Origin of the sequence: Streptococcus sp. k-90 (genome assembly GCF_013277565.1) — a bacterium.
Classification (GTDB): Bacteria; Bacillota; Bacilli; order Lactobacillales; family Streptococcaceae; genus Streptococcus.
Genome location: NZ_VMNE01000029.1, coordinates 1 through 24136, shown reverse-complemented (window position 1 = coordinate 24136; position 24136 = coordinate 1). Strand labels below are relative to the sequence as shown.

Genomic DNA, 24136 nt, shown 5'->3' with positions numbered 1-24136 from the left:
AAGTGCACACCTGTGAAGTTGGATGGAACCGTGGCCCTGCCACTCCAACGCTTTGTCAGGTGTGCTTTTTTTCATAAAGGAGTTCTTATGTTAGATATCAAACGCATTCGTACAGACTTTGATGCTGTCGCAGAAAAACTGGCTACACGTGGTGTAGATGCTGCTGTCTTGAATGAGATGAAAGAAATCGATGCTAAACGTCGTGACATCTTGGTCAAGGTTGAAACTCTCAAAGCAGAACGTAACACAGTTTCTGCTGAGATTGCCCAAGCCAAACGCAACAAAGAAAATGCAGATGACAAGATTGCTGCCATGCAAAATCTATCTGCTGAAGTCAAAGCCTTGGATGCTGAATTGTCAGAAATCGATGCTAAATTAACAGAATTTACCACTACTCTTCCAAATATCCCAGCTGACAGCGTTCCTGTTGGGGCTGACGAAGATGACAATGTGGAAGTTCGCCGTTGGGGTACTCCACGCGAGTTTGACTTCGAACCAAAAGCTCACTGGGATCTTGGTGAAGATCTTGGTATCCTTGACTGGGAACGCGGTGGTAAGGTAACGGGTGCTCGCTTCCTATTCTATAAAGGACTCGGTGCTCGTTTGGAACGTGCTCTCTATAACTTTATGTTGGATGAGCATGGTAAAGAAGGCTATACTGAAGTCATCACACCTTACATGGTTAACCACGATTCTATGTTTGGTACTGGTCAATATCCAAAATTCAAGGAAGATACTTTTGAATTGAGCGACAGCAATTATGTTCTTATTCCTACAGCTGAAGTTCCTCTGACAAACTACTACCGTGATGAAATCCTTGACGGTAAAGACCTGCCAATCTACTTCACTGCTATGAGTCCATCATTCCGTTCCGAGGCTGGTTCTGCTGGTCGTGATACTCGTGGCTTGATTCGTTTGCACCAATTCCACAAGGTTGAAATGGTTAAATTTGCCAAACCAGAAGAATCTTACGAAGAATTGGAAAAAATGACAGCCAACGCTGAAAACATTCTTCAAAAACTCAACCTTCCATACCGTGTCGTTGCTCTCTCTACTGGAGATATGGGCTTCTCAGCTGCTAAGACTTACGACTTGGAAGTATGGATTCCAGCGCAAAACAATTACCGTGAAATCTCAAGCTGTTCAAATACAGAAGATTTCCAAGCCCGTCGTGCCCAAATCCGTTACCGTGATGAAGCTGATGGCAAGGTGAAACTCCTTCATACCTTGAACGGTTCTGGACTTGCAGTTGGACGTACGGTGGCTGCTATTCTTGAAAACTACCAAAATGCAGATGGTTCTGTGACCATCCCAGAAGCACTTCGTCCATACATGGGTGGAGCTGAAGTTATCAAACCATAAAAAAATAAGGTTTAGCTATTTCTAGCTAGACCTTTTTTCGTAACCAAATCAGATAAGCGCCCAATACAAAGAATAAAATAATTAAGCAAATAGCTGTTTCAGCCAGTACCAAATAATCCAGAAATGGAAGTTTCAGGATTCCCTGAGCCATCTTGAGCGAAGTAGCTGTGATAATAGTTGGGAAGGTAAGGGCTGAGAAGGCTAGTTGAAAGCCTTGTTTTAAGATATTGGGCAGGCGAGTCAAAACAAAGAAAAAGAAGTATTGAGAAGCCAAAATCATGACGATTAAGACCCAAGTCGGTAGGCTGGCTCCGCCAACTCGAACCAGAGAGGCCAAGAGTAGGGAAAATGGAGCACAGTAGATTCCTTCTTGTCCAAGCATGGCTAGTGGAAGCGGATGTTTCTTTAAATCACTATAAATAAGCGGATAGAGATAGAAGGTCAAGAGAAATCCAAAACTCAAGGTCGCATAGGCAATTTCGATGATACCTACAAGTGGATAGGTCAAGGCTGCCACTGCTATCCCTACATAGAGAACAGTCCAGCTTGGAGTGGCACTGACTCTCTTACCTGGACAGGCAAACTTGATGGTGAAACCAGCAATCAAGGTCAAATCCAAGAGAAATGAAAACCACCAGAGCCCTTGCGCTACCAAAGGAAGATGAGGGAAGACGCGAAAGACATAAGTCGATAAAATCATCCCAGCCATGGGAAAGGTAGCCATTCCTGACAAAAGAGGAGGCTTGGTCAATTCTTGCTTGGTTTCATTCCAATTAAAGAGATGTAGAATTAGAAAATAAATCCACAAAATCAAACCTGTCAGACTAAAAAGATGGGACAGAACCGGCAACGTATCTAAAACGAGATTCCCAGCTCCTGCTAAACCTAGCAAACAACCAGAAAATACTAAGGGGAGTTTTTTCATCCTAACCTCCAATAATCATGTTAGTTTCAGTATAGCATAAAAGCGCTTAAATGAGGGGATAAAAAATGAAGTCCGATTATTTTAGACTTCATTTTTACTCCGATAAGGATTAAGCATAAGGTTGCAATTCTGGGTTAATTGGGGTATTAGCTAGGTTGTTGGCATAGTTACAGAGGCTTGCTAGGCTGACACCAAGAACCACATCCAAGGCATTTTGTTGGGTGTAGCCAGCTTCTAAAAACTCAGCTAAGGCCTCATCTCCTACACGACCCTTGGTATTGATAACTGCCAAGGTAAACTTAGCTAGGGTGTCCAATTTAGGATCTGTTTCAATTGGAGTACGATTGCGAAGGGCTTGAAGAAGGTCATCGTTCATCTGGATTTGTTTGATTGAAAAGGCTGTGTGACCTGCGACACAGAAGGCACAACCATTGGTCACGGCAGCTGTGATTTGCACTACTTCACGCTCAACGGGTGTCAGGCTGTTGCGACGATTGATGGCTCCGACAGTACGGTAAGCCTCCAAAGCAGTCGGTGCATTAGCCAAGAGACCGATTAGGTTGGGAATATAGCCATTGTTATCTTTTTCTACTGTTTCAAGAACTTCTTTCACTTCTGCTGGTGCTGATTCTACTGTATGGATGGTAAATGTTGTCATCATAAAACCTCTTTTCATTTTGTTGAAACCTAGTCTATCACAGATTCTATACCGTGTATAATATATATTTTAAATTGCACTGATAGAAATTTTTTATGACAGCAAAAAATCACACGCGATGTGTGATTTCATTATTTATTAAAATACTTTTTAGTCTCAGCAATAACGACTGGTGACAAGACTAAGAGAGCAATCAAGTTTGGCAGAGCCATCAAGGCGTTGACAATATCTGCGATAATCCAAACCATATCCAACTCGATAAATCCTCCCAGCAAGACCATGAGCACAAAAATCACACGGTAGAGCCAGATAAAACGAACCCCAAAGAGAAACTCGAAACAACGTTCTCCGTAATAGTTCCAACCTAGAATCGTTGTAAAGGCAAAGAGAACAAGGAAGATTGTTAAGAGGGCAGGTCCAAAGTGTGAAAAGACTGTTGAGAAGGCTGACTGAGTCAAGGCAACTCCATTCAAACCACCACTCCAAACACCAGTTACCAAGATGGTTAAACCAGTCAAGGTACAGATAATGAGTGTATCAATAAAGGTTCCTGTCATGGAAATCAATCCTTGCTCTACCGGTTCATTTGTCTTAGCTGCAGCAGCTGCAATGGGAGCTGAACCCAGACCAGATTCGTTTGAGAACACACCACGCGCAACACCATTTTGAATAGCCATTCGAATGCTAGCACCAGCAAAACCACCTACCGCAGCAACAGGACTAAATGCTGATGTCAAGATTAAAGCGATTGTGGCAGGAATTTTTCCAATATTAAAGAAAATAACTGTAAGAGTTCCCAAAATATAAATAATAGCCATAAAAGGAACAACAGTAGTTGAAACCTTTGAAATGGACTTGAGCCCGCCAAAGACTGCAATTGCTACAAAGACAGACAGAACGAGAGCTGTGATGGCTGGCGAAATAGTCGTTGTATTCTGGATAGATTCTGTAATCGAGTTGACTTGGGTGAAAGTCCCAATCCCCAACAAAGCTACTAGAACACCTGCTAGAGCAAAGAAGATGGCAAGTGGTCGCCACTTCTCTCCCATCCCTAGAAGGATATAATGCATTGGCCCTCCCGCTACTGCACCATGGTCGTCCTTAGTGCGGTATTTGATAGCTAGTAGTCCTTCCGCATACTTGGTAGCCATCCCAAAGAAAGCAGCCATCCACATCCAAAAGAGAGCTCCTGGGCCACCGACCTTGATAGCCGTCGCGACTCCAATAATATTTCCCGTACCAACTGTCGCTGCTAGTGCTGTACACAAGGCCGCAAAACTGGACACATCTCCATGTCCCTTATCCTTGGTAAAAATAAGCTGGAAGGCCTTGGGCAGACGCAAAACCTGCAAGAAGCCTAGACGGGCAGTTAGGTAAATCCCTGTCCCGACCAAGAGAATCAAGAGGGGTGGGCCCCAAGCAAAAGCATCGATTGATTTAAGCAATTCTAACATTTCCTTCTCCTATCTTTTCAACCCCAAAAGAAAGAGCACATGTAAGATACATGTACTCTGGAATGCTTAGATAAATGCTAAAAAGCGGTCTATCCTAGCTCTGTCCTTTTACCTGAGAGTTTGAGCAGTTGCCTGCCTTGCCCCTTCGGTGCCTTTACGGTCTCTCCAGAGTTCCGTCCATTTACAGTCATGGAAAATCAAACGATTCCCCACTTCTATTAAACTTCATTCGGTGTTGGTATTTAATTGATTCTTATTTTACAAAAAATGTTGGCTTTTGTCAATGTGTTTATTAGTAAAAATTAGTTCAACAGTTTTCACTTTATGAATTCCGAAATACTTCTATCCTTTAAAGGTCACAATAGTTGCACCACTGCCTCCAGCATTTTGTGGGGCATAGCCGAAACTCTTGACATGTTTGTTTCTTTGTAGGTATTTGGTGACACCTTCACGGATGACACCTGTTCCGATACCATGGATGATATCGACTTGGGCCATATTGTTAAGCAGGGCTTGGTCAATAAAGGCATCTAGCTCATTCATGGCTTCTTCATAACGCTTGCCTCGAAGGTCCAGTCTTGCTTGTGGTCCTCGACCAGAAGTTCGTTTCACAACATTGACTTGTTTCTTCTTAACTTGCTTTTCTTGCTGGGCTTGAACAAGGTCAAACTCTTTCTCTTCCAGGGTCATCTTAATCAAGCCTACTTGGGCTTCCCAGCGGCCATCCTTGAGTTGACTGGTCAAGGTACCACGCTGTCCATAACTGAGAACCACGATATCATCTCCCACCTTTGGAGCTCGTTTTTTCTTGGCCTTTTGAAGGACCTTGTTTTTAGACAAGTCCACTTTTTCAGGAGCCAATTTTTTCAATTTTGCCTTGGCTTCAATAATTTCGTGGGGCTTGAGTTGAGATTTACTGTGGAGATTTTTAAGAATCTGGTCACTTTCACTTAGGGCCATATCCACAATCTCAGCAGCTTGTTCACGCGCTTTATTGAGCTCCGTTTCCTTTTCACGATTGAGCTCGTTGTAAAGTTTTTTTAGAGCACGGTTCATCTTGAGATTTTCTTGCTCCACCTCACGGATATTGTCCAAGCGTTTGCGGCTCTCTAGCGTCTGCTCTTCCAGCTGCTCAATAATCCGATTGACATCATTGTCCTGATTGACCTGCTGGCTGGCATCTCCTACGATAACTTCAGATAGACCTAGACGTTTAGCAATTTCAAAGGCATTGCTTCGGCCAGGCACACCCTGCATAAAGCGATAGGTTGGACGAAGAGTTGCAGTATCAAACTCCATGCTGGCATTTTGCACAAAGGCTGTCTCAATACCGTAGGCCTTGAGTTCCGGATAGTGGGTGGTTGCCATGGTCTTGACTTGACGCAGACGAAGGTCCTCCAGAATAGCCATAGCGAGGGCGGCTCCCTCTTGAGGGTCGGTACCAGCCCCCAACTCATCCAAGAGTAAAAGTGAATGTTGGTTGACCTTGCCAAGAATATCCACAATATTGGTCATGTGGCTAGAGAAGGTAGACAAGCTCTGCTCAATAGATTGCTCATCGCCAATATCGGCAAAGATTTCTTCAAAAATACCAACACGGCTTCCCTTGTCTGCCAAAATCGGCAAACCAGATTGGGCCATAACCTGCGTCAAGCCCAGAGTTTTAAGCATGATGGTCTTCCCACCTGTATTGGGACCTGTAATGACAATGGCTGTTAAATCTTGACCAAAATGGACATCATTTGCGACGGCATTTTTGACCAGAGGATGACAGACATGGAGCAGTTGAATTTCTTGATTTTCTGACAGCTGAGGTACGACTGCTTGTCTTTCTTGGATAAAGCGTACCTTGGCACGAATCAAGTCTAAATGGCCAATAATCCAAGCATCATTGGCAATCTCAGCCGCATGAGGGCGGACACGCTCCGAGATTTCTTGGAGAATACGAAGCATTTCATAGCGCTCATCTGCTCGCAGACTAGCAATATCTTCGCTCAGTTTGACCACCTCACGGGGTTCGATATAGACGGTATTTCCACTAGCAGAAATATCATGAACAACACCTGCGATCTTATTGCGGTAGGTGTTTTTGACTGGTAAAACCTGACGGCCATTTCTACTGGCAACGATCCCTTCCGTCAACATCTGTGCTTTTTGCTTGAGCAAGTCTTGCAAGACATCGCGTACCTGACTCTCGCTATCATGGATTTTTCGACGGATGCGCGCTAATTCTTCACTGGCAAAATTTTCAATGAAACCTGCATCATTAAAGGCTTGGAGATTTCCTTGTAATTGCGGAAAATCATGTAATTTCTCAAACCAAAGGGCTAATTCTTCCAAGCTGACATTTTCCAGATTGGCATAAAAACTTTGCAGTTCTCGGCTAGAAAGAAGCACGCGCTTCAAGAGTAGGAACTCCTCGATATTGAGGTCCGCTCCCATCTCCAATCGCTTGCAGACTCCTGCAATTTCCTTAGTTGCGAGAATGGTAAAATGCGGTTGCTCAACAAATAGAGCTTGCATTTCCTTCATCTCAGCAAAAGCCTGTTTGATTTTATCTGCTTTGGCAGTCGGAGCCAGCTGTCTCAATTGCTCCAAGCCCTGCTCGGTCAACAAATGAGGTTCAAACAAGGCCTTAACCTTATTGAACTCTAATGTTTCTAATATTTTCTTGTTCATCTTTATTTCCTTGTCTTTGAATATCTAGGTGTGGTAGCTTTTTACATTCTGATAGATTCGAGTCAATCTGTAAACAAAGGGCTAGGAAAATTCCTGCCCTTTTTATCCGATTAAATTTGTCACCCAGATTTGTTTGAGCCAACTGGTTGTTACTGGTATGCTTTGGATGATGTGTTTTGCGACGATACTCTTTTCAAGAGGATTTTGTATAGCTGCCATGGGAATTGTCGCCAAGATGGTCAAGGCCATTTGCAAGACAAATAAGGTCACCAACATGGACAAGATACCTGCTGAAACTTGGAACAACTTGCCACCCAGCTTTTTACTAGGAAGTAAGTGTAACAAGAGACCAAGCAAACGACCGATGCTATAGACAATCCCAAATACAAGCAAGTAGCCGATACCAGCGTAAAAGACCTTATCCAACTGAAAAAGTTGATCCGATGGGAAGAAGAAAGTTCCCTGACCTTCCTGCGGATTTGCATAAGGAAGCAATAAATGGAATTGTTCTCCCAGCCCCTTATAAAACTGACCAGCCATAAAAGCCGATGCCAGAGCTGAAATCAGGTAATAAACCTGTAAGAGCAGACCTCTCCGATAGCCGATATAAAATCCCCAAGCCAAGACCAATAGAAGAAGGAGTGAAATCATAAGGAATCCTCAATCTTGCTCTGTTCTTGCTTGCAAGTCACAAGCTTGTGACGGAGTTCTTCTAACTCTTGCTCCTTATCGTCAAATTCAATCTCACGGCTGAGTTGAGTTGACAAACAGTTGACTGCCAACAAAAGAGCGATGGTTTCATCGTCTGCGCTAGACATTTGTTCTTTAATTGCTTGGTATTTTTCTGTCGCAACCTTAGCGATTTCCTCCATAAAAAGATTATCATGCTCGCTTGTCAAGGTTAATGATTTTTTCCCGAATGTAAATTTGAATCGATTTAGATTTGCCATAAAATTCACCTCACGATATTATACCAAAATTCGCTAACTTTGTCAGTTTTTACAAATTTGCCTGCTTTTATGGTACAATAGAAACTATGGCAAGTATAACACTCACACCAAGCGAAAAAGAGATTCAGGCTTTTCTTGAACACTATCAAACCAGTCTGGCTCCCAGTAAGAATCCCTATATACGCTACTTTTTGCGACTACCTCAAGCAACAGTTTCTATCTATACTTCTGGAAAGGTCTTGCTTCAGGGTGAAGGAGCTGAGAAATACGCCAGTTTCTTTGGCTGTCAAGTTGTAGAGGAAACCAGGGGACAAAATTTCCCTTTGATTGGGACAGATGAGGTTGGAAATGGTTCCTACTTTGGTGGGCTTGCAGTTGTGGCTTCCTTTGTCACACCTGACCAGCATGACTTCTTGCGAAAACTCGGTGTGGGAGATTCTAAAACTCTGACCGACCAAAAGATTCGTCAGATTGCCCCTATTCTCAAGGAAAAAATCCAGCACCAGGCACTGCTTCTCTCACCAAGCAAGTACAATGAGGTCATCGGAGACCGCTACAACGCTGTTTCGGTTAAGGTCGCTCTCCATAATCAGGCTATCTATCTCCTCCTTCAAAAAGGGGCTCAGCCTGAGAAAATTGTGATTGATGCCTTTACCAGTGCTAAAAATTATGACAAGTACTTGGCACAAGAGGCCAATCGTTTCAGCAATCCTATCAGCTTAGAAGAAAAGGCTGAGGGCAAATACTTGGCTGTCGCAGTTTCTTCTATCATCGCGCGTGATCTCTTTCTGGAAAATCTTGAAAATCTGGGACGAGAACTGGACTATCAACTTCCAAGTGGAGCTGGAACGGCTTCTGATAAGGTAGCTAGCCAGATTTTACAAGCCTATGGTATGCAGGGACTCAATTTCTGCGCCAAATTGCACTTTAAAAACACTGAAAAAGCGAAAAAACGCTTAGAAAGGTAAGTTATGAATTCATTTAAAAATTTCTTAAAAGAGTGGGGATTATTCCTCCTGATTCTGTCATTACTAGCTTTAAGCCGTATCTTTTTTTGGAGTAATGTCCGCGTAGAAGGACATTCCATGGATCCGACTCTAGCGGATGGCGAAATTCTCTTTGTTGTTAAGCACCTTCCTATTGACCGTTTTGATATCGTGGTGGCCCATGAGGAAGATGGCAATAAGGACATCGTTAAGCGCGTGATCGGAATGCCTGGCGACACCATCCGTTACGAAAACGATAAACTTTACATCAATGATAAAGAGACGGATGAGCCTTACCTAGCTGACTACATCAAACGTTTCAAGGATGATAAACTCCAAAGCACCTACTCAGGCAAGGGCTTTGAAGGAAATAAAGGAACTTTCTTTAGAAGTATCGCTCAAAAAGCTCAAGCCTTCACAGTTGATGTCAACTACAACACCAACTTTAGCTTTACTGTCCCAGAAGGAGAATACCTTCTCCTCGGAGACGACCGCTTGGTTTCGAGCGACAGCCGCCACGTAGGTACCTTCAAAGCAAAAGATATCACAGGAGAAGCTAAATTCCGCTTCTGGCCAATCACCCGTATCGGAACATTTTAAGAAATCGAAGAGGCCGAGAATCAGCAATCTCAGCCTCTTCTTCTATCGTGATAATATGATTATTCACTATCCAGTTTGATTAAGATAGAAACAAAGTTATACTCAATGAAAATCAAAGAGCAAACTAGGAAGCTAGCTGCAGGCTGCACAAAATACTGTTTTGAGGTTGCAGATGGAAGCTGACGTGGTTTGAAGATATTTTCGAAGAGTATAAAATAAAAACAATCCCAACTCTCACCTATTCATGCAAAGGAATTTTATGGAAGTTTATTTTTCAGGAACCATTGAACGGATTATTTTTGAAAATCCCAGCAATTTTTATCGCATCCTCCTCCTAGAAATCGAAGATACGGACGCAGAAGATTTTGATGATTTTGAAATTATTGTCACGGGCACCATGGCTGACGTGATTGAGGGAGAAGACTATACTTTTTGGGGGCAAATTGTCCAGCACTCCAAGTATGGAGAACAACTGCAAATCAGTCGTTATGAACGTGCAAAACCAACTAGCAAGGGCTTGGTCAAGTACTTTTCAAGTAGCCATTTCAAGGGGATTGGTCTCAAGACAGCTCAGAAAATTGTGGATACCTATGGCGACAATACCATTGACGAAATTTTGCAACACCCAGAAAAGTTAGAAGGCATCGCAGGACTATCTGCCAAAAATCGCGAGGCTTTCGTCTCCACCCTCCGTCTCAACTACGGAACCGAGATGGTTTTGGCCAAACTAGCCAACTACGGCATTCCCAACAAACTAGCCTTTCAGATTCAAGACTTTTACAAGGAAGAAACCCTTGATGTGGTTGAAAATTATCCCTACCAGTTGGTTGAGGATATCAAGGGTTTGGGCTTTACCATTGCTGACCAATTAGCAGAAGAACTAGGAATCGAAAGTCAGGCTCCTGAACGCTTCCGCGCCGGGCTAGTTCACAGTCTTTTTCAGGCCTGTATGGAAACAGGGGATACCTACGTTGAAGCTCGGGATTTGCTAGAACAAACTCTCACTCTCCTTGAGTCTTCCCGCCCCGTGGAACTCGATCCCAGCCAAGTGGCCCAAGAACTCTCCTACCTCATTGAAGAAGACAAGGTCCAGCAGATTGATACCAAGATTTTTGACAACAGCCTCTTTTTCGCTGAGGAAGGCATCCGCAGTCACTTGGTTCGTATCCTTGAAAAAGGAAAACAGAAGAGCCAGGATTTAGAAACCATTCAAAAACATATCGCTACTGTCGAGGAAGAGCTGGGGATTGAGTATGATAGCATTCAAAAACAAGCTATCTGTGATGCTATCCAGAACAAGGTCTTTATCCTAACAGGTGGACCTGGTACTGGTAAGACAACTGTTATCAATGGTATCATCGCTGTTTATGCCCTTTTAGAAGGACTTGACCTCAGGAAAAAAAGCAACCTACCTATTCTTCTTGCCGCTCCAACTGGACGAGCAGCTCGCCGCATGAATGAATTGACAGGCTTGCCTAGCGCGACCATACACCGTCATTTAGGAATGACAGGTGACGATGATACCAGTCATCTGGAAGATTATCTGGATGCTGACTTTATCATCGTGGATGAATTTTCTATGGTGGATACTTGGCTAGCCAATCAACTCTTCTCCAACATCTCTTCTAACAGTAAAATCCTCATCGTGGGCGACAGCGACCAGCTACCGTCTGTCAGTCCTGGACAGGTTCTAGCGGATCTGCTTCATATTCCCTTGATTCCTCAGACTCGCTTGGAAAAAATTTATCGACAAAGCGAAGAATCAACTATCGTCACCCTAGCTAGTCAGATTCGACAGGGAATCTTGCCAGCTGATTTCACCCAGAAAAAAGCTGACCGTTCCTACTTTGAAATTGCTAGTGGCCATATTCCTGCTACGATTGAGAAAATCTTAGGCGCTGCCCTCAGAAGTGGAATTCCTGCCCGTGATATCCAAGTTCTGGCTCCCATGTATCGAGGAACTGCAGGGATTGACGCTATCAATCAGCTCATGCAAGACCTGCTCAATCCACCACAAAAAGACCAACTCAGTTTTGAAGCTCCCCAGTGCCATTATCGTAAGGGCGACAAGGTCATTCATTTAGTCAACGATGCTGAAATCAATGTCTTTAATGGAGATTTAGGAGCTATCACAGACCTGATTCCTGGTAAATACACCGAATCGAAACAAGATGAGATTGTCATTGATTTTGATGGCAACGAGGTCTCTTACCCACGTAACGAATGGTACAAGATTCGCTTGGCCTATGCCATGAGTATCCATAAATCACAGGGAAGTGAGTTTCCTGTTGTTATCCTACCTATCACCAGTGCTAGCAGGCGTATGCTGGAGCGTAATCTCATCTACACAGCCATTACACGCGCCAAAAGCAAGCTTATCTTACTAGGCGAATTACAGGCCTTTGATTATGCTACCCAACACATCGGAACTGCCCGAAAAACCTATCTGATTGAACGCTTCAGTGATTTAATTGAAAATGTTGAAGAAAAGCAACCAGCTGTCTCTGAAACAGCCACATCAAGCGCCTCTGAAGAATCCTACATCCTGACCGAAGAAAACTGGGACAGCATCCCCGCCATGATTGGGATTACAGACGCAGACCTCAAAGAGATTTTTGGAAAATAGTGTATAAGAAAACCCACCTAATCAGGTGGGCTTTTTGTTTATTAATACTCAATGAAAATCAAAGAGCAAACTAGGAAGATAGCCACAGGTTGCTCAAAGCACTGCTTTGAGGTTGTAGATAGAACTGACGAAGTCAGTAACATATATACGGTAAGGCGACGCTGACGTAGTTTGAAGAGATTTTCGAAGAGTATAAGATTATTTAACTGTTGCTGTGCTTGTAATCAATTCAACAGCTTTTTTGATTGTGATATCGTGTTTCAACATATCAGCTGAAAGCAAGCTTTGTACTTGTGCAACTTCCATGTTGTAATCTGCAGCCAATTGCTCGATTTCTTTTTGGATTTCTTCTTCTGAAGCGTCAAATCCTTCAGCTTTGGCAACTGCTTCGATAACAAGGTTAGTCTTAGTACGTGACTCAGCTTCCCCCTCGTATTGTTTGTGTAGGTCTTCTTGAGTAGTTCCAGTGATTTGGAAGTACATGTCAGGGTTGATACCTTGACGTTGCAAGTTTCCAAGGAATTCATTTACTGAACGGTGAACTTCTTCGTGGATCATTTCTTCTGGAAGTTCTACGATTTCAGCGTTTTCTACAGCTTTATCAATTGCTGCACCTTCAACTGCATCTTTGTAAGCTTCTTCTTTAGCTTCAGCCAATTCTTTGCGGTATTTTTCTTTCAATTCAGCAAGTGTTTCAACTTCTTCGTCGATGTCTTTTGCAAGCTCATCGTCAAGAGCTGGAACTTCTTTAGCTTTTACTTCGTGGATAGTTGTTACGAATTTAGCTTCTTTACCTGCAAGGTCTTCTGCTTGGTAGTCTTCTGGGAATGTTACGATAACATCAACAGTTTCACCAGCTGAGTGACCTACCAATTGGTCTTCAAAACCAGGGATGAATTGACCTGAACCAAGTCCAAGTGAGAAGTTTTCTCCTTTTCCACCGTCAAATTCAACACCGTCGATAGAACCAACAAAGTCGATGACAACAGTGTCGCCGTTTTCAGCAGCAGCTTCTTTGATAACCAATTCAGCCAAGTTGTTGCGTTCGCGTTCGATACGCTCTTCAACGTCAGCGTCAGTTACTTCTTTTTCTAGATCAACTGATACTTCAAGGTTTTTGTAGTCACCCAATTTTACTTCAGGTTTTGTAACGACTTCAGCTGTGATAACCCAGTCTTGACCTTTTTCCATTGAAGTCACGTCAATTTTTGGTTGCGCAACGACTTCAAGACCAGCTTCTTTTACAGCTGCTTCATAAGCGTTTGGCAACAGAGCGTTCATAACATCTTGGTAAAGTGACTCTTCACCAAATTTTTTGTCGAAGATAGGACGTGGGAGGTGACCTTTACGGAAACCTGGAACATTAAGAGATTTCTTCACTGAGTTGAAGACACGGTCCAATTCTGGTTTGATTTGGTCTTGAGAGATAGTGAAAGTCAAGACACCACGGTTTGTTTCTTTGTTTTCAAATGATACAGACATTCTGTCATTTCTCCTTAAAATTTTTTAAATACAGCCTATTATAACATAAATGGGCGACTGTTTTCAAGTAATGAACGCGCTTTTCAATCACGCTAGAGGTACTTGCTTGCTTCTTTGATACTAAGGTCAGCCATTCTTTCCTTGTTTTTCTCAATGAAACCTGCTACCCAAGTTGGATTGGTTTTGGAGTAATCTCTTAGAGCCCAGCCAATGGCTTTATTGATAAAGAATTCTGTTTGATTCAAATTATGAAGCAGAATCTTTTCCAGTAATTGAACATTGGTCTTCTCTTTTCTTAACAACTGGTGGTCAATAGCGACGCGTCTCAACCAGATATTGTCTGACAGGCTCCATTTTAAGATTATTTCTTCTAGTTCAGGGTGGTCATACACCAAACTCCCTACTACTCGATCTAGGATATCTACCGTATCCCACCAGGATTTTGTGACGACTAACCGCTCAAGCTTAGGTAAATCGTTCTCCGTTAGATAAGATTGCATGGCTTTCAAATAATTGGCAGCCACATACTGGTATTCTCTAGATTCTTTTTCCCAGCAAGCGTCTACAAAATTCCAGTCGATAATCTTTGTTTTTTTCGCTTTTGGAAAGTATTTTTTATAGAGTGCATTTCTTTCAGGAGCCGCAATGCCTAGAAAGGAAAATTGATGGCGCATATAGGCTTCCATGGAGCCTGCTTTTTGAGAATCTTTTGCTGCTTCTAGTTCGACAAGTAAATATGTTAGACTCATCTAAAAGTTCTCATGCCCCACCAAGTGGTGTTGAAAGGCATAGACTGCAGCCTGGGTACGATCGCTGACCTCAAGTTTGGCAAGAATGTTGGACACATGGGTCTTGACCGTCTTGAGAGAGATAAAAAGTTCGTCTGCGATGCGCTGATTTTCATAGCCCTTGGCGATAAGTTGAAGCACATCTCGCTCACGCGCAGTCAGGTCCTCATGTAGTTCTATGTGATTGCGGTGGTATTCGACCTTCTTGCTGACCTCTTGCTCAATGGCCAACTCGCCAGCAGCCACCTTACGGACAGCATGGAGCAATTCATCGGCACTAGAAGTCTTGAGCATATAGCCACGAGCACCAGCATTCAAGACAGGCATGATTTTTTCATTGTCCAAATAAGAGCTCACAATCAAAATCTTAGCTTCAGGCCATTCTTTGAGGATGGCCAAGGTCGCGTCAATTCCATTCATCTCAGGCATGACAATATCCATGACAATAACATCTGGGCGCAATTCCAAGGCTAAGTCAATCCCCTGAGATCCGTTGGCCGCCTCGCCCACAACTTCTACATCGTCTTGGAGGTCAAAGTAGCTTTTCAAGCCCAATCGGACCATTTCATGGTCATCTACTAGTAAAATTCTCATCTTTACTCCTTTATCATTCCTTATCGAGCAGGGGAATACGGATGTCAACCGCCAGCCCTTGCTTGGGAGCTGTCAAGAGTTGAACTGTTCCAGCCATATCTTCAACCCTCTCTTTGATATTTCGCAGTCCATAACTCAAGTCGTCTAAACTCCCTAACTGGAAACCAATCCCATTGTCCACCACCTTCAGCTGCAATTCAAAATCTGTCTGATAGAGATAGACATCCAAACAAGAAGCCTGGGCATGGCGGAGGGTATTGCTGATCAACTCTTGCAGGATACGGAAGATATGCTCCTCGATTTTCTTAGGCAATTTCGTTACATTTTGCTTGAAACTAACCTTGAGATCACTCTTGTCCTCAAGCTCTTTTAAGAGGATTTGAATTCCCTCAACCAGACTCTTCTGCTCCAGTTCAACTGGTCGCAAATGTAAGAGCAAGACCCGCAAATCCTTCTGGGCGGTTTCTAAAATAGCTGTGACACTCTGCAACTGGGTCTGCATCTTTTCTCTGTCCAGTTTCAAAACCTGCTGGCTGACACCTGATAAAATCATGTGGGCCGCAAACAACTCCTGACTGACCGTATCGTGCAAATCCCGAGCAATCCGCTTCCGTTCTTTTTCGATAATTTCCTCTTCCTGAACAAGGCTGTGATTTTCAGCCTTTTGAAGAGCCTCTGTCAAAAGGTTAAGTTTGCCAGACAAGGACTTGAAGCTGGCATCCAAATCTGGATCTGCAACCTGAACCACTTCTTGACCTGCCAATAAACGCTTGAGATTAGCCTGCATTTTTCTTAGAGAAAGCTCTTCAATACCTCGCCAAAATAGGGCTAAGAGACAGGTCATGGACATGCTGAATACCAACAACAAAAAGACAAATTTTTCTGTTTTTTCGACATCATGCAAGAAAATAGACCAGTCAAAGTCAAGGATGTCCAGCAAGCTGTGGGAGAAAAAGAAGACAAACAGGATGGAGGTGAGAGCCATCATTACATAGGCTTGTTTTTTCATCCTCTGACCACCTCCACATCCCCAATCATAGTGGTCAAGAAAATCTTGACACTCTTGTTACTCTTAAGATAGTCTCTTGTTTCTTGATGATAGTGTTCATTTCGGAGGGCTCGCTTGGGCTGGTTGAAAAAAGTCAAATCACCATAGAGACAGTTAACGCTGAGACTGACTTCCACATCTACAGGTACGATGATTTTGGTCGTTCCTACCATCTTTCTGAGGATAATGACATTGTCATGATTGGTTAAGATGACCCTCTCCAGATGAATGGTGTCCTTACCCATGAGACGAAAGAGATTGATATCATCAAACTGGCAAGTCTGGTAACTTGAAAAATGATGGAGATTTCCAAACCAACGATTTTTCTCCTTCTTAACCGTCACCACCTCTTCAAAAACCAAATCGGTCTGCTCTTTTTCTTGATTCATCATCGGATAAAGAAGAAAGAGGCTATAAATAACCGCAACAAAAATAGCTAAAATCACAAAAGGATTGAGCATAACGATGAAAAAGAAGAGAATGGTTGCCACTACCAAAAGAAGGTTATTTCCCTCTTTACCAGTGTAATAGCGAATCAAAAGCAAAAAGAGGAATAAAATCAGCAGAAAACGCGAAAAATGCTCTGATACCATCAAAATCAGAGCTCCTGTAAAAAGACAGGCTTCGATAAATAAAAAGATTTTAAATTTTCTCATAGGTTCATCCTCACCCTTCTATTTTATCACAATTCAAAAAAGTCACCTCGGTCTGAAGATGGAAAAAAGGCGGTGGTTACGCCTTTTTCATCTGATCATTTGCTTCTTTTAATTTTCCATAAAGAAGATAGTCTACTTTTTGTAAATCTACTATAGTGGCACAGTTAAGAGCACACATAATTAAGCGTAGATCTGCTTTCCAGCCTTGGACAATGTCAATCACTTCTTCAACTGTGTAGGTTTCAACCAATTCCAGAACTGTTCGAGACAGGCCTACAGCCTTGGCACCAAAGACCAAGCACTTAATCATATCCAGCGGATTCCGAACGCCTCCACTGACCAAGAGTTCGACCTTGTCTTTCCAGTCTTGGGCATTGAGAAGGGCTTGCATGGTAGACTGGCCCCATTGATTGAGATAATCACGCTGGCCACTGCGACGGTTTTCAATGTAGGCAAAGCTGGTACCACCACGACCAGACAGATCAACAGTTCGAACACCCAATTCATAGGCTCTCTCGATGGTCTTGGCATCCATCCCAAAGCCAACTTCCTTGAGGACAATCGGAACAGGGATTTGCTTGCTATAGTCTGCCAGATGCGATTGCCAGCTTCGAAACTTTCTTTCTCCCTCAGGCATAAGCAATTCCTGCATAACATTGACATGCACTTGCAAGAGAACAGGATTCATCTCTTCTACAGTCTGAAGGCCTAACTCGACAGGCTTGTCTAATCCAATATTGGTTCCAAGAAGGAGATTTGGATGGCTAGACTTGACAGAAAAAGAGTCATCTGTTGAATCTTTGAGGGCTGCGCTATAAGATCCCGTCACAAACAAAATACCACAGGCATCTGCTACCTGAGCTAGCTTTTGATTGATTTCTCTTCCCTTATCGCTTCCACCCGTCATAGCATTGATATAAAAAGGAAAATCCCACTTTCGACCAGCAAACTCTGTCGACAGATCGATTTCATCCAGGTCGTAAAGAGGCAAGGAAGAATGAATCAACTCCACCTCATCAAAGCTATTATAGGAACTTTTCTGCTCAAGGGCATAGCGGATATGCTCATCCTTACGATTTGTCGTCATGTCCTATCCTTTCTTGGTATAAGAGCACAATCCCCAGATCGGCCCAACGGTTTTTTAGGGTTTCAGTTGATTGCTCATCAAAACTCAAGGCAATACCACAGTCACCGCCACCAGCACCGCTACTCTTGGCAACAGCCTGCAAATCTTGACTGGCTTCTTTCAACTGTCTGAGCGAAAGCGTGTAAATATCTGTGCTCAAGCCTTCTAAAAGCTGGCTGGCTACTTCTACTTGCTCGATAATTTTTTCAACTTTCCCCTGTTCCAAGGCTTCTACCAAAGCAGCTACCGTTTCTTTTGAGGAAGTTAAAAAACTCTGATTGATATTTTGCTTGATTTGCTGGACCATGTGACTCGATACAGCCACTTCCTTGGTCCATCCCACTAGGAAATCACATTCTAAAGTTGGTTTCACTTGCGAAATTGAAAAGCCCCAATCACGCTCTAAAACTGTCGACAAATTTTCTTCTTTTAGCCAAGCAGCTACCTTTTGGCGATCAAAAGATTGGTAGAGAACCAAATCCTCTGCTACGATACAGGCAAGGTCCCCCATAGAACCATTGTCTCCTCGCTTGAGCAAGACAGCGCTAGCCAACTTGAACAAGAGCTCCTGATCAACAGAAACATCATACAGAGCTAGTAAAGCCTTGACAACCAAGACAACGATGCTGCCGCTAGAACCTAGACCAAATTTTTTCCCTTCTCTTTCCATTTTGCCACGGATTTCGAGAAAAAAAGGTTGCAAGGTCTGCCCATGAGAAGTCAGGAAATCTTCCACTAAAGCAATCGTTTCTTGAATCAAGTTGTAGTCAGGATTTGGCGTCAAGTCCACTGCGAAATCAAACATATCCGAATAAATACGGTAACTATCAGAAAAAGCAATCTCGCCCTTCATATAGATGGGAATGGCCTTTATCAAGGCCAACTGCCCAGGCTCTAAAATAGCATATTCGCCTGCCCAATAGAGTTTTCCGCAAGTTTTAACAGCAATCATCTTGGCTCAAATCCTTTGTTTTTGACACAATCAAGCGATAACGTTGACCGAAGATTTCTGATAAATGCTCCAAGTCTTTCTCTTGACAGAGGATCTTGACATTGGGACCAGCATCCATGGTAAAATAGCAAGCCTCACCTTGCTCACGAAGCTGGCGAACAAAGTCCATGGCTTCATAAGATGCATCAGTCAGATAAGAGAAGGCTGTACTAGCAGTCTTGGTTGTAGCGTGCATCGCCAGAGCATTTTTCTCAGTCAATTCCCCAACCTTGGCAAAGTTATTTTCCTTGAGATAAACCAGCATATCCTGATAGTCTTTCTCAGACTGACGCACCCAGTCGTCAAAGGTCGTCGAGGTTTCCACACAAAGTTTCATCCCATCACGACTAGAGATTGGTTTTTTCTTGTCTTCTAGCACCAACATAATCATAGCTAATTTCAAGTCTGTCTCTACAGGGTAAATTTCTCCACTATCCTTATCCCAGGCACCGAGTGGTCCATAAAAACTCCGAGAAGAAGAGCCTGAGGCAAACTTTGCTTCCTGCGCTAACTGACTCCGATCCAATCCAAGCTGGAAATAAGCATTGCAAGCCTTGACCAAGGCAGACAAACCACTAGAACTTGAGGATAGGCCCGCTGCGGTAGGCATATTGTTTTGAGTATAAATACGAACAAAGCCTTCACCAGCTGGACGGTAACGGTCAATAATCTTACTCATCTTGGCATGCTCCGCCTCATTTTGTAGCTGACCATTGATATAAAAGGCATCAGCTGTCGCATGGTCTGGCAAAGGTGACAAGGTCGTCTCCGTGTACATATTTTCTAAAGTCAGAGAGATGCTGCTAGTTGCAGGTACCATCTCTTTTTCTTTTTTCTTTCCCCAATATTTGATAATGGCAATATTTGCGTAGGAACGTACTGTTACAGGCTCTCTATCCATGTCCGAACAGCTCCTTTCTCTTCTAATCTTTCTGCTAGTTCTTGTGCGTGTGTCAAATTGTCTGCCAAGGCTATGATACAGCCTCCAAGCCCACCACCGCTCATCTTGGCACCCAGAGCACCATGGCTAAGAGCAGTTTCAACCAAAGAGTCTGCCTCAGGGCTGCTAACACCAATTTCTTTTAAATGCAAATGCGCTTGACTGAGGATTTGCCCCACTCCTTCAGCATCTTTTCGTCTAATTGCTTCTTCTGCCTGCTGAGTCAATTCTCCCAAGGCATGCAAAAATGGTAGGGCATCCTTGCCCTTGTTTTGAACCACTTGGATGGCTTCACGAGTTTGACCATAAACACCCGTATCGGCAATCACCAAATAGGCGGATAGAGCCATCTCAAGCTCTGTAAATCCTACGTTCTTGATAAAACGGATGGGTTGGTCACTGAGACAGGTCTTAGCATCCAAACCACTAGGATTCATATGGGCAATCATCTCAGCCCGATTGACCAAGATTTCTAGTACATCATGAGGCAAGTCTACCTGATAGTAGTCAAATACCGCACGAATGGCCGCTATGCTGATAGCAGCTGACGATCCCATTCCCCGTTTCTCAGGGATAGCCGAGTCTATCTCACAACGAATGCAGGCTTCTTTGATATCCAAATACTCCAGCGAAGCATAAACCGCCATGGACAAAGTATCCTCCTCATAGAGGCGCCAAGGACTTTCAGCAGGAACCACCTTACAAGTCACCTCCACCTCCAAAAGAGGTAAGGAAATAGCAGGATAACCATAAACGACCGCATGCTCCCCTATTAAAATAATCTTACTATGCGCCTGACCGACACCAAGTTTTTTTGTCATATTTTCCTTTTACTAGACGAATAAGCCGTCCCATTTTTCATACAAGTATTTATTCTTTCCTATCTATTTTATTATATTTTCACAAAAAAAGCGATTGTTTCCTTTACAATCGCCTCTTTCATTATTGAACCCATTCGCCATTATAATTAACAGAATAGCCTTCTACAGTGGTATTCACTGCTAAAGCACCTGAACTATAAGCATAGTACCATTTACTACCGACCTGGAACCAGCCAGTTGCCATTGCTCCTGATGAACGAAGATAGTACCACTTGTTACCAAGGTATTGCCAGCCCGTTTTCATATCACCATTTTCAGCATCTAAATAGTACCAAGTTGAGCCTTCTTGATACCAGCCAGTCGCCATTGCACCTGATGAACGGAGGTAGTACCAGTTATTGCCAAGTTGTTTCCAACCAGTTTGCATGATTCCAGTTTTTGGATCCAAGTAGTACCATGGAGCAGGTTTGCTTCTATCAATGTCAATAGTAACATGAAAATCTTGAGTCCAACCCTTAGCAACTTCACCAATTGGTAGTGGATTGTAAGAATCATCGCCAAAATTTCCTAGCTTATTTAAATAATACCAATTGCCGTCTTCATAAATCCAGCCTGTCTTTACAGCATAATTATTATCAAAATAATAAGTTCTCTTTTCAGGAGATGGAGTATATTGTTCACCATATACTTTTCCTGTATTTTCAGACGTTTTTGCCTCTAGTACTTGTTTATCTGTTTGTTCTAGCAAAGCTCCATCTTGTCCAAAATAGTACCACTTCTCCTGAAGGCCAATTTCGAAGACTGGACGATTATCAAATAAATTATCACGATAACCTGTTCCAGGAATTTCTAAGTATTGCCATCCAACTACCATTTCTCCTTTATCACCAAAATAGTAAGTTTTACCGTCTATTTTATGCCAATAAATTGCTTTATGATCATCTTTTACATAATATTTTCTATTATCCTTATCAACAAATTGGCCACCTGTGGTATTCGCAAATACCGTATTTGTAGCTAGCAAACCAAAGAAAAATGTTGCTAGTGCGACTTGCATCATTTTTTTCAAAAGCTTCATTTGTATCTCCTCCAAGATTAAATCCACTCCCCAGATGAAGCAAAGTTATAAACTTTACCATCAATAGTTTGGCTACCTGTAACCATTGCTCCAGAGGAATTGAGATAATACCAGTTTCCTCCTACTTTTGTCCAACCTGTCTTCATATCTCCATTACTTGCATTTAGGTAGTACCAAGTTGAACCATCTTTCACCCAACCAGTTGCCATGGCTCCTGATGAACGGAGATAGTACCACTTGTTACCAAGATATTGCCAGCCTGTCTTCATATCGCCATTTTCAGCATCTAGATAATACCAAGTTGAGTCTTCCTGATACCAACCAGTTGCCATGGCTCCTGATGAACGAAGGTAGTACCACTTATTGCCAAGTTGTTCCCAACCAGTTTGCATGATACCAGTTTCTGGATCTAGATAGTACCAAGCTGAACCATCATTTATCCAACCTGCACGTCTTTCACCACCAATATAGTTTTCTCCATTAATTTCCGTTTTAGCTAGATAATACCAATTAGACTGGTCATAAAGCCAACCTGTCTCTAAAGAATGATTTTGATTAAAGTAATAGTTCGTGTAAAAACTCTTCTCTTCTTTATCTTCCAGATTTGTACGTTTTTCCCCATACTTTCTTCCAACACTGTCTTTAGTTTTAATCTCTAATGCTTTCCAACCAACAAACTCTTGTAGCACTCCATTTTTGTCAAAGTAGTACCATTCTGGCATTGGGGAACCTTCTAATCTTATACCATTAAGGTAAGGACCAATTGTATATCCTTTAACTGGCATTGGAATGTACTGCCAACCAACAACCATTTCACCATTATAATCAAAATAATAGGTCTTGCCATCAATCACTCGCCAGTAGGTTTCTTTGAGTTCACCCTTCTTGTAGTAGGTTCTACCATTTTCTTGGACAAATTGCCAACCTTCTGAATCAGCATCATCCGCCAATACTGCACTTGTCGCTAGCAAACCGAAGAAAAAGACTGCCAATGCAATTTGCATCAATTTTTTTATTATTTTCATTAGACGTATCCTCCTGCAAGAATTATAGTAAAAATTAAATTGTATGTCAATATGACGGCTTTAAAATCATATAATAACGAAACATATTAAAAATTGAAACAGTAGTAGTACACTTTGGCTTTGAAAATATTTTTAGAAATTATAGTATATTGAAACTATAATAGTACACCATGACTCCTAAAATATATCATATTGAATCTAGAATACTACATTGTGCATACTAAAATATTCCTAGAAATTAATTTGAATTTCCTAATCTATTTCTTCACATCTTATTTCACTCCACTATATTATGACGCGCTTACAGTCAGCCTTCAACTTCCTGAAATGCAAAAATCCCCTAGCAGACTTTCCTGCTAGGAGATTTTCTTATGAGAGGTACTTATTTAAGCTTTGAAAATCGGACTTATCATCTGATAATTATCAAATAATCTGCCAATTAAGCTTCTTCGTCTTCTTTACGACGACGGCCTGCAAGACCAAGACCAAGTAATGCACTTGCGGCTGCTGCTACCATAGCTACAGTAGAATCTACTGTACCTGTATTTGGCAACTCTTTCGCTCCTGCTTTCTTAGCTGGTGTTGCTGCATGTGAGCCTTGTTCAGCAGATGTAACTGCTTTATCAGCTGGTGCTACTGCATGTGAGCCTTGTTCAGCAGATGTAACTGCTTTATCAGCTGGGATTACAGCTGTGCTACCATCTGGGAAGGTTACTGTAGTTGTGCCATCTTTACCTACTTTAACATCTGTTGCTGTTGGGTTTGATTTCTTAACTTCATCTGCTACTTTAGCTTTTTCAGCGTCTGTCAAGTTGCTTGGATCTGTAACTTGTGTTACTGATGGATCTTTAACACCATCTGCATCCTTAGACTTATCATCTGCTTTATTAGCTGGGATTACTGCTGTTGTGCCATCTTTACCTACTTTAACATCTGTTGCTGTTGGATTAGATTTCTTAACTGCCTTATCTGCTGGGATTACTGCTGTTGTACCATCTGGGTAAGTGACAGTTGCTGTGCCATCTTTGCCAACTTTAACATCTGTTACTGTTGGGTTAGCTTTCTTAACTTCGTCTGCTACCTTAGCTTTTTCTGCTTCAGTCAAGTTGCTTGGATCTACAACTGGTGTTACCGCTGGATCCTTAACTACGTTATCTGATGATTTCTTAACTGCATCACCTGATGGAATAACGGCTGTGCTGCCATCTGGGAAGGTTACTGTAGTTGTGCCATCTTTGCCAACTTTAACATCTGTTACTGTTGGGTTAGCTTTCTTAACTTCGTCTGCTACCTTAGCTTTTTCTGCTTCAGTCAAGTTGCTTGGATCTACAACTGGTGTTACCGCTG

At 42.5% G+C, this 24136-nt stretch carries 22 protein-coding genes and 1 riboswitch; of the genes, 4 read left to right on the top strand and 18 right to left on the bottom strand.

Annotated elements, in window-relative coordinates; translation table 11 throughout:
* Nucleotides 1-87 precede the first annotated feature (87 nt).
* Nucleotides 88-1362, top strand: a complete 1275-nt coding sequence (gene serS, locus HT734_RS08615; RefSeq protein ID WP_061759883.1) for a serine--tRNA ligase — start codon at nucleotides 88-90, stop codon at nucleotides 1360-1362.
* Nucleotides 1363-1387: 25 nt separating this feature from the next.
* Here the strand turns inward: serS and HT734_RS08610 are convergent, their stop codons facing one another.
* From HT734_RS08610 to zapA, 6 genes are all read right to left on the bottom strand, one after another.
* On the bottom strand, nucleotides 1388-2287 hold the full coding sequence (locus HT734_RS08610; protein ID WP_173277576.1) for a TDT family transporter: 900 nt from the start codon (nucleotides 2285-2287) through the stop codon (nucleotides 1388-1390).
* 109 nt (nucleotides 2288-2396) lie between these two features.
* Nucleotides 2397-2945: a carboxymuconolactone decarboxylase family protein gene (locus HT734_RS08605; protein WP_000206768.1), complete on the bottom strand. Its 549-nt coding sequence runs from the start codon at nucleotides 2943-2945 to the stop codon at nucleotides 2397-2399.
* Between the two features lie 131 nt (nucleotides 2946-3076).
* Nucleotides 3077-4399 (bottom strand): sodium:alanine symporter family protein, encoded by a 1323-nt coding sequence (locus tag HT734_RS08600; RefSeq protein ID WP_173277574.1) that lies wholly within the window; start codon nucleotides 4397-4399, stop codon nucleotides 3077-3079.
* 90 nt (nucleotides 4400-4489) lie between these two features.
* Nucleotides 4490-4578, bottom strand: a riboswitch (glycine riboswitch).
* Nucleotides 4579-4741: 163 nt separating this feature from the next.
* On the bottom strand, nucleotides 4742-7078 hold the full coding sequence (locus HT734_RS08595; protein ID WP_173277572.1) for an endonuclease MutS2: 2337 nt from the start codon (nucleotides 7076-7078) through the stop codon (nucleotides 4742-4744).
* Nucleotides 7079-7180: 102 nt separating this feature from the next.
* Nucleotides 7181-7729, bottom strand: a complete 549-nt coding sequence (locus tag HT734_RS08590; protein WP_049522496.1) for a CvpA family protein — start codon at nucleotides 7727-7729, stop codon at nucleotides 7181-7183.
* The gene (gene zapA / locus HT734_RS08585; protein ID WP_173277570.1) at nucleotides 7726-8028 is read right to left on the bottom strand and encodes a cell division protein ZapA; all 303 of its coding nucleotides are present in this window, start codon (nucleotides 8026-8028) and stop codon (nucleotides 7726-7728) included. The genes HT734_RS08590 and zapA overlap by 4 nt, the downstream gene beginning before the upstream one ends.
* An 86-nt stretch (nucleotides 8029-8114) precedes the next feature.
* Between zapA and rnhC the strand changes: the two genes are divergently transcribed.
* The 3 genes from rnhC to HT734_RS08570 all read left to right on the top strand — a co-directional run bounded on the left by rnhC (nucleotide 8115) and on the right by HT734_RS08570 (nucleotide 12240).
* A complete protein-coding gene (gene rnhC, locus HT734_RS08580; RefSeq protein ID WP_173277568.1) occupies nucleotides 8115-8996 on the top strand; it encodes a ribonuclease HIII in 882 nt (293 codons plus the stop codon).
* A gap of 3 nt (nucleotides 8997-8999) precedes the next feature.
* Nucleotides 9000-9614 (top strand): signal peptidase I, encoded by a 615-nt coding sequence (gene lepB, locus HT734_RS08575; RefSeq protein WP_001083986.1) that lies wholly within the window; start codon nucleotides 9000-9002, stop codon nucleotides 9612-9614.
* Between the two features lie 259 nt (nucleotides 9615-9873).
* Nucleotides 9874-12240 carry an ATP-dependent RecD-like DNA helicase gene (locus HT734_RS08570; RefSeq protein ID WP_173277566.1) on the top strand — a complete coding sequence of 789 codons (2367 nt, stop codon included), beginning with the start codon at nucleotides 9874-9876 and terminating at the stop codon, nucleotides 12238-12240.
* A gap of 198 nt (nucleotides 12241-12438) precedes the next feature.
* Here HT734_RS08570 and tig read toward each other — a convergent pair whose 3' ends face one another.
* The 12 genes from tig to HT734_RS08510 all read right to left on the bottom strand — a co-directional run.
* Nucleotides 12439-13722, bottom strand: a complete 1284-nt coding sequence (tig, locus tag HT734_RS08565) for a trigger factor (protein WP_084889801.1) — start codon at nucleotides 13720-13722, stop codon at nucleotides 12439-12441.
* 92 nt (nucleotides 13723-13814) lie between these two features.
* A complete protein-coding gene (locus HT734_RS08560; protein WP_153226698.1) occupies nucleotides 13815-14471 on the bottom strand; it encodes a DNA alkylation repair protein in 657 nt (218 codons plus the stop codon).
* Nucleotides 14472-15104 (bottom strand): response regulator transcription factor, encoded by a 633-nt coding sequence (locus HT734_RS08555; protein WP_001221567.1) that lies wholly within the window; start codon nucleotides 15102-15104, stop codon nucleotides 14472-14474.
* Between the two features lie 13 nt (nucleotides 15105-15117).
* Complete coding sequence (locus HT734_RS08550) at nucleotides 15118-16113, bottom strand: sensor histidine kinase (RefSeq protein ID WP_173277564.1); 996 nt, start codon at nucleotides 16111-16113, stop codon at nucleotides 15118-15120.
* On the bottom strand, nucleotides 16110-16808 hold the full coding sequence (gene liaF / locus HT734_RS08545) for a cell wall-active antibiotics response protein LiaF (RefSeq protein ID WP_173277562.1): 699 nt from the start codon (nucleotides 16806-16808) through the stop codon (nucleotides 16110-16112). The genes HT734_RS08550 and liaF overlap by 4 nt, the downstream gene beginning before the upstream one ends.
* Nucleotides 16809-16884: 76 nt before the next feature.
* On the bottom strand, nucleotides 16885-17895 hold the full coding sequence (gene fni, locus HT734_RS08540) for a type 2 isopentenyl-diphosphate Delta-isomerase (RefSeq protein ID WP_173277560.1): 1011 nt from the start codon (nucleotides 17893-17895) through the stop codon (nucleotides 16885-16887).
* Nucleotides 17879-18886 (bottom strand): phosphomevalonate kinase, encoded by a 1008-nt coding sequence (locus HT734_RS08535; RefSeq protein ID WP_173277559.1) that lies wholly within the window; start codon nucleotides 18884-18886, stop codon nucleotides 17879-17881. Before HT734_RS08535 ends, fni begins: the two co-directional genes overlap by 17 nt.
* Nucleotides 18873-19826 carry a diphosphomevalonate decarboxylase gene (gene mvaD, locus HT734_RS08530; RefSeq protein WP_173277557.1) on the bottom strand — a complete coding sequence of 318 codons (954 nt, stop codon included), beginning with the start codon at nucleotides 19824-19826 and terminating at the stop codon, nucleotides 18873-18875. The genes HT734_RS08535 and mvaD overlap by 14 nt, the downstream gene beginning before the upstream one ends.
* Complete coding sequence (mvk, locus tag HT734_RS08525) at nucleotides 19808-20686, bottom strand: mevalonate kinase (protein ID WP_173277555.1); 879 nt, start codon at nucleotides 20684-20686, stop codon at nucleotides 19808-19810. The genes mvaD and mvk overlap by 19 nt, the downstream gene beginning before the upstream one ends.
* Before the next feature lie 121 nt (nucleotides 20687-20807).
* Nucleotides 20808-21764, bottom strand: coding sequence for a choline-binding protein CbpC (cbpC, locus tag HT734_RS08520; protein ID WP_173277553.1), 957 nt, complete (start codon nucleotides 21762-21764; stop codon nucleotides 20808-20810).
* A gap of 17 nt (nucleotides 21765-21781) precedes the next feature.
* On the bottom strand, nucleotides 21782-22789 hold the full coding sequence (gene cbpJ, locus HT734_RS08515; protein ID WP_173277551.1) for a choline-binding protein CbpJ: 1008 nt from the start codon (nucleotides 22787-22789) through the stop codon (nucleotides 21782-21784).
* Nucleotides 22790-23228: 439 nt separating this feature from the next.
* Nucleotides 23229-24136: LPXTG cell wall anchor domain-containing protein (locus tag HT734_RS08510; protein WP_173308508.1), on the bottom strand; the 908-nt coding region annotated here is incomplete at its 5' end.